Raw genomic sequence first — 6355 nt, 5'->3', positions numbered from 1 at the left:
GGCGACGATTTCCTCGCTGGGTTCGTCGATAACTTTTCGGGCCACCTGTTACACCTTTCGTGGGCCGGCGGAAATACCACCGACTTGCAGGGCGGACAGGACTCGAACCTGCAACCTGCGGTTTTGGAGACCGCTGCTCTACCAATTGAGCCACCACCCTATGCAGCGAAACCGTTCGGCTCCTTCGCGACCAAAATAGGCGCAAAGAAGCTTGGCAGATTTCAACTACCGGAGCAAGTCTAGGTCACGGCGGGTGCCCTGTAAAGCCAGCGCCCTCCCGGCGCCGGCGCGAGCGCCCCGGGGAGCACCTCTGCCTGCACTGTCGGGTGGCACGGCTGCCCCGTATGCTCGAAGCGTGGCACACGACATCAAACGGATCTCCACCAGAATCGGCTCCATTGCGGAGTCCGCGACCCTCAAAGTCGACGGCAAGGCCAAGGCGCTGCAGGCGGCTGGCCGTCCGGTGATCAGCTTCGCCGCCGGCGAGCCCGACTTCCCGACCCCGGCGCACATTGTCGAAGCGGCCCTCGCGGCCGTCACCGACCCGAAGAACCACCGGTACACGCCGGCGGCCGGGCTCCCCGACCTGCGTGAAGCGATCGCCGCGAAGACCCTCCGTGACAGCGGCCTGACGGTGCCCGCTTCACGGGTGCTGGTCACCAACGGCGGCAAGCAGGCCGTCTACCAGGCTTTCGCCACGTTGCTCGACCCGGGCGACGAGGTGCTGCTGCCGACTCCGTACTGGACGACCTACCCGGAGGCGATCCGCCTCGCCGGCGGTGTGCCCGTCGACGTGTTCGCCGGCAGCGACCAGGGCTACCTGGTCACCGTGGAGCAGCTCGAGGCCGCCCGCACCGACAAGACCAAGGTGCTGCTGTTCGTCTCCCCGTCCAACCCCACCGGCGCCGTGTACTCCGAGGAGCAGACCCGCGCCATCGGCGAGTGGGCCGAGGAGCACGGCCTCTGGGTCATCAGCGACGAGATCTACCAGAACCTCACCTACCCTTCGACAGGCTCAGGGCAAGCGACCCGGGCGGTGTCCATTGTCGAGGCCGTCCCCGCCCTGGCCGACCGCACCATCCTCGTCAACGGCGTGGCCAAGACCTACGCCATGACCGGCTGGCGGCTGGGCTGGATGGTGGGCCCGCAGGATGCGATCACCGCCGCGGCCAACCTGCAGTCGCACCTGACCTCGAATGTGTCGAACATCTCGCAGCGCGCCGGCATCGCCGCGCTGAACGGGCCGCAGGACGACGCGGAGGCCATGCGGGTCGCGTTCGACCGCCGCCGCACACTGATCGTCGCGGAGCTCAACAAGATCCCGGGCATCCACACCCCCACGCCGCAGGGCGCGTTCTACGTGTACCCCGATGTCACCGGGCTGCTCGGCCGCACCTGGGGCGGGGTCACACCGACCACCTCCCTTGAGCTGGCCGACCTGATCCTCGACCAGGCCGAAGTGGCCGCGGTCCCCGGTGAGGCCTTCGGCCCCAGCGGCTTCCTCCGCCTGTCCTACGCCCTCGGCGACGACGCCCTGCTGGAGGGCATCCAGCGCCTGCAAAAACTGTTCGCCTAGGCCCCACCGCGACGGCCCCATCCTGCCGCAACGTGAGCCCGTTCCGGTGCGACTACTCGAAGATGACGGCGACTTCGTCGAGCATGCCCTCGAAGGGGCTGTCACCGGCGTCGACCACTGTGCCCGGGCAGCTCACCACGAGGTACAGGTAGGCCTCACTGAGCGGCATGGCGCGCATGGCGACGTCGTTGACGTAGGGAGAGCCATCGTTCGGGTTGATGTATTCGACCCGGCTGGTGGCGAATTGGAGGGTGTCGGTCGACCCCGGAAGACCGACGGCAACCTCGGTGCTGCCGAACCCGCCGACCACCTCGGCAGTGTCCACCGAGTCCACCATCTGCTGGGTGAGGAACTCGAGGGTGGCCTCGGTGTCGGTGCGGTCGTCCGTGGCGGCGGCGTCCACGGGAGGCTGCCGGTTCTGCGATGTCGTGAAGAGGTAGCCGAGGTCGGCGTTCGTCGCCTGATTCACGCCCTCCTGGTCGAAGACGCCGATCTCCCAGCCGTCCAGGATCGGGAAGGACCAGAACGGCGACCCCAGGTCGGCCTGGTCGTCGAGGCCGACCGAGCCGGAGCCGGTCTGGGACCACGATCACGATCACGATCACGATCACGATCACGATCACGATCACGATCACGATCACGATCACGACGATGATGGCGATCAGCAGCAGGGCTCCGCCGCCGATCAGCGCCCAGGCCCAGCCGGGTAGGCCGCCCTTGCGTGGCGGCCGCGGCGGCGGCGAACCGGCACCAGCGGGCCCGGCGGCGGCCGGGTTCGGTGCATACCCGGGGTTCCGGGTGTTCGCGGCGTTTTCGGTGTTTCCGGAGTTCGCGGCGACCGGTTCGGTCGGTTCGATGGTGCGTTCGTCAAGTATTTCCCCCCAGGCGTTGTTGTCGAACCTTGCCGACTCCACCAACCGGTGGATGGCACGGTCGGTCGAAAGGGTGTTGCCGCAACCGGCCGCGGGGACGAACCTGAATGCATGACAACTTCATCTCCGGCGGTGCGCGTCGCGCGGCTGAGCAAATCGTACGGCGACGTCGACGCGGTCGCCGACATCAGCTTCGACATCTCGCCCGGCGAGACCTTCGCCCTCCTCGGCCCGAACGGCGCCGGCAAGAGCAGCACCATCGAAATCCTCGAGGGCTACCGCGACCGCTCCGAGGGTGACGTCACGGTGCTCGGTGTGGACCCGCAACATGGCGGCCTGGATTGGAAGGCCCGCATCGGCATCGTGTTGCAGTCCAGTGGCGAGGGTGGCAACGCCACCGTGGCCGAACAGCTGCGCCACTTCGCCGGGCTCTACCCCAACCCCCGCCCGGTTGACGAGGTCATCGCCGCGGTCGGGCTCGAGTCCAAGGCGAAGACCCGCATCCACAAACTCTCCGGCGGGCAACAGCGCCGGGTGGATGTCGCCCTCGGAATCATCGGCCGGCCGGAGCTCCTGTTCCTGGACGAACCGACCACCGGCTTCGATCCCGAGGCGCGGCACCAGTTCTGGGACCTCATCCGCTCGCTCAAGGCGGACGGCACCACCATTCTGCTCACCACCCACAACCTCGACGAAGCCGCCGAGCTCAGCGACCGGGCCGGCATCATCGTGGGCGGCAAGCTCATCGACATCGGCGCCATCGGCGAGCTGGGCGGCCCCGCCGCCCGCGTCCCGCGGGTGCGTTGGCGCGACAGTGCCGGGGTGCAGCACGAGGATTGTACCGAGACTCCCGCCCGGGTGGTGGCCGGGCTGGCAACGCTCGGTGAACCCGCCGACCTGCAGGTCATCCGGCCCAGCCTCGAAGACATCTACCTGGGCCTGGTTCGCCGGCACGCTGCCGACAGCGCCACCACAACCGAGAACGCGGAGGTGCTCGCATGAGCGCTACCCTGTCCACCCCGCCGGAATCCCTCCGGCCCAGCCGTCCCCGCGCGCCGCGGCACAGCATCCTCCGGCTCGGCCTGTCCCGCATCGGGTTCGAAATCAGGCTGTACTTCCGCTCCACCGACACCGTCTTCTTCACGTTCCTGTTCCCGTTCATCATGCTGGGCATCTTCACCGCGGCGTTCTCCGCCCAGGGCAACATCGGCACAAACCCCGACGGCTCCGGCGGGATCAGCGTCGGCGCATATTACCTGCCCGGCATGCTGGCCGCGGGGATGCTGCTCTCCGGACTGCAGAACCTGGCCATCGACATCGCCGGCGAGAAGGGCGACGGCACGCTCAAGCGCCTGGGCGGCACCCCCCTGTCGCCGCTGAGCTACTTCATCGGCAAGATCGGGCAGGTGCTCGTCACGGGCATCCTGCAGGCGGTGCTGCTCCTGCTCGTGGCCCGCTTCGCCTTCGACATCGCGCTGCCCACCGAGCTCGAAAAATGGCTGACCTTCGTGTGGGTGTTCCTGCTCGGCGTGATCACCTGCGCCTTCCTGGGCATCGCCCTGTCGGCGCTGCCGCGATCGGGCCGAAGCGCCTCGGCTGTGGTGATCCCGATCGTGCTTGTGCTGCAGTTCATCTCCGGCGTCTACCTGCAGTTCAACGCCCTGCCGGAATGGATGCAGAACATCGCCGGGCTGTTCCCGCTCAAATGGATGGCGCAGGGCATGCGATCGGTGTTCCTGCCGGACGGCTTCGCCTCGCAGGAGCAGAACGGCGCCTGGGAGTTGGACCTGGTGCCGCTGGCGCTGCTGGTCTGGCTGGTCGTGGGGCTGATCGGCAGCCGGCTGAGCTTCCGCTGGATCCGCAAGGACGCCTGAGTGCGTGAGCGCGGCCGGGCATACCCCGCCAATGGGATGCTTGTCCCATGAGCACGCGGCGATGGTGGGATGTGGTGGTCGCTGGGTCCCTCACGGTCATGGCCGCGATCGGGGCCCAGAATTCCGGCCTGGGATCGAGCCTGGTCGGCGTCCTCGTCAGCCTCTCGGCCATCGGCCTGGCCTACCTCGGCTGGGGCCGCCGCGCCATCACGGCCGCGACCGAACCGCCCGAGGCCCGCACGTCGGCGTCCAACATCGGATTCCGGGTCGTGCTGATCGTCGCCTGCGGTGTCGCGACCGCGATCGACCCGAACATGGCCACCCTGCAGACGTTGGCCTTCCCTGTGCTCTGGCTCCTGGCCCGCACCTACCGGGGCGCGGCGCTGCTCAGCGCGACCCTGGCCGCTTCGACCGGGCTCGGGCTCTGGGTCGGGGTCGGCCGAACCGCGGATGCCGCCGTGCAGGCCGCCGCCATCGAGGCCGTCTCGCTGGTGTTCGCGCTGGCGATGGGAACCTGGATCTCGCGCATCGCCGAGGCCGGCGCGTATCAACGCCGGTTGGTGGAAGAGCTCACCGCGGCCCAGGGCGAGCTCGCGGCGCTGCACCGGGATGCCGGCAGCGCGAGTGAGCGAGAGCGCCTGGCCCGGGAGATCCACGACACCATCGCACAGAGCCTCACCAGCCTGCTCATGCTCGCCCAGCGCTCCCGCTCCGAACTCGCGGCCATGCCCGGCCACACCGCCGCCGTGGCCGACAGCATCGAGCTGATCGAGTCGACCGGCCGCGACGCCCTCACCGAGACCCGCGCCCTCGTGGCGTCGATGGCGCCGGTGCGGGCCGGCGACGGGGACCTCGCCCACACCGTGGCACGCCTCGCGGAACGCTTCGAACGGGAGACCGGAATCACCGTGACACTCGACCTCACCGGACTCGATCCGGTCCACCACGACGGGCCGCCCGCTGGCCCGCTCGACCGGGCGCTCGAGGTGGTGCTGCTGCGCTGTGCCCAGGAGGGCCTGGCCAACGTGCGCAAGCACTCCCGGGCCGGCGCCGCCACCATCGACGTCGAGCGTAGCGCAGAAGCCGTGACCCTCACCGTGACCGACAACGGCCGGGGGCTCGGCGACTACCGGCCAGAGGCCGAGAACGGCTTCGGCCTGGCCGGCATGCGCGACCGGGTGCACCTGGTGGGCGGTCGACTCGACGTCGAGGGCACCCCGATCGGCGGAACCGTGCTGCGGGTGACCCTGCCGGCCCCGGCACCCGAGGCCATGACACTGCTGGGCGGCGCCGAGTGATCCGGGTGCTCGTCGCCGACGACCATCCGATCGTGCGCGCCGGCATCGTGGGCCTGCTCGGCGCCGCCGACGACATCAGCGTGGTCGGAGAAGCCGCTGACGGCGCCGCCGCCGTGCTCCTGGCCGCGGAGCTGCGCCCGGGCGTGGTGCTGATGGACCTGCGGATGCCGCACCTGGACGGCGCCGCAGCGACCGCCGCGATCCTCGCCGAGAACCCGACCGTGCGAGTCCTGGTCCTCACCACCTATGAAACCGACGACCAGATCCTCGGCGCCATCGCCGCCGGTGCGAGCGGCTACCTGCTCAAGGCCGCCCCGCAGGCCGAGATCATCGAGGGGGTGCGGTCTGTCGCCGGCGGCCAGACGGTGCTGGCGCCCGTGATCGCCGCTCGGCTGGTGCAGCGGGTGCGGGAGGATGCCGCCCCAGCGCCGCGCCTCTCGGCGCGCGAACTCGACGTGCTGCGCCTCGTCGCGGCCGGGGAGAGCAACCCGCAGATCGCCCGGTCGTTGTTCATCGGCGAGGCCACCGTGAAGACGCACCTCCTGCACGTCTTCGAGAAGCTCGGCGTGGGTGACCGCACCCGCGCCGTCACCCTGGCGATGGAGCTGCGCCTGCTCTAGCTCCCCGCCCGGCGGCGCTTGCCGGAGAAACGCCGGCTACGTCCCACGCCGATGCGGATGCCCCGCCGCCGTGCGCCGAGTTGCCGAGAAACGCCCCTTCGGCGCCACCGAAGGG

Annotated in this window: 7 protein-coding genes and 1 tRNA gene; 6 read left to right on the top strand and 2 right to left on the bottom strand. The window is 69.6% G+C overall.

Features of this window, described 5'->3' with window-relative positions:
- Positions 1–87: 87 nt before the first annotated feature.
- Positions 88–160 (bottom strand) — tRNA-Trp (locus JWP54_RS06270).
- A gap of 195 nt (positions 161–355) precedes the next feature.
- Here JWP54_RS06270 and JWP54_RS06265 point away from each other — a divergent pair.
- Positions 356–1576: a pyridoxal phosphate-dependent aminotransferase gene (locus JWP54_RS06265; protein ID WP_297368862.1), complete on the top strand. Its 1221-nt coding sequence runs from the start codon at positions 356–358 to the stop codon at positions 1574–1576.
- A gap of 52 nt (positions 1577–1628) precedes the next feature.
- On the opposite strand, the gene JWP54_RS06260 is transcribed toward JWP54_RS06265, so the two are convergent.
- On the bottom strand, positions 1629–2045 hold the full coding sequence (locus JWP54_RS06260) for a hypothetical protein (protein ID WP_297368858.1): 417 nt from the start codon (positions 2043–2045) through the stop codon (positions 1629–1631).
- Between the two features lie 182 nt (positions 2046–2227).
- Here JWP54_RS06260 and JWP54_RS06255 point away from each other — a divergent pair, with 182 nt between their 5' ends.
- Genes JWP54_RS06255 through JWP54_RS06235 form a run of 5 tightly spaced genes read left to right on the top strand, consistent with a single transcriptional unit; the run spans position 2228 to position 6240 of the window.
- Positions 2228–2563, top strand: a complete 336-nt coding sequence (locus JWP54_RS06255; protein ID WP_297368855.1) for a hypothetical protein — start codon at positions 2228–2230, stop codon at positions 2561–2563.
- Positions 2560–3450 (top strand): ABC transporter ATP-binding protein, encoded by an 891-nt coding sequence (locus tag JWP54_RS06250; RefSeq protein WP_297368852.1) that lies wholly within the window; start codon positions 2560–2562, stop codon positions 3448–3450. Before JWP54_RS06255 ends, JWP54_RS06250 begins: the two co-directional genes overlap by 4 nt.
- Positions 3447–4322, top strand: a complete 876-nt coding sequence (locus JWP54_RS06245) for an ABC transporter permease (protein WP_297368849.1) — start codon at positions 3447–3449, stop codon at positions 4320–4322. Before JWP54_RS06250 ends, JWP54_RS06245 begins: the two co-directional genes overlap by 4 nt.
- A gap of 47 nt (positions 4323–4369) precedes the next feature.
- Complete coding sequence (locus JWP54_RS06240; RefSeq protein WP_297368847.1) at positions 4370–5620, top strand: sensor histidine kinase; 1251 nt, start codon at positions 4370–4372, stop codon at positions 5618–5620.
- Complete coding sequence (locus JWP54_RS06235; RefSeq protein ID WP_297368845.1) at positions 5617–6240, top strand: response regulator transcription factor; 624 nt, start codon at positions 5617–5619, stop codon at positions 6238–6240. Before JWP54_RS06240 ends, JWP54_RS06235 begins: the two co-directional genes overlap by 4 nt.
- Positions 6241–6355: the final 115 nt, after the last annotated feature.

The sequence above is a fragment of the Cryobacterium sp. genome, assembly GCF_025463825.1.
In the GTDB taxonomy this organism is placed as follows: domain Bacteria; phylum Actinomycetota; class Actinomycetes; order Actinomycetales; family Microbacteriaceae; genus Cryobacterium.
The sequence above is the reverse complement of the archived record's forward strand: the minus strand, read 5'-3'. Positions and strand labels throughout refer to the sequence as shown.

Bases quoted from the DNA above. Each gene is read 5' to 3' on its own strand.
- JWP54_RS06245 (WP_297368849.1), top strand. From the start codon at position 3,447: ATGAGCGCTACCCTGTCCACCCCGCCGGAATCCCTCCGGCCCAGCCGT.
- JWP54_RS06240 (WP_297368847.1), top strand. From the start codon at position 4,370: ATGAGCACGCGGCGATGGTGGGATGTGGTGGTCGCTGGGTCCCTCACG.
- JWP54_RS06250 (WP_297368852.1), top strand. From the start codon at position 2,560: ATGACAACTTCATCTCCGGCGGTGCGCGTCGCGCGGCTGAGCAAATCG.
- JWP54_RS06255 (WP_297368855.1), top strand. From the start codon at position 2,228: ATGATGGCGATCAGCAGCAGGGCTCCGCCGCCGATCAGCGCCCAGGCC.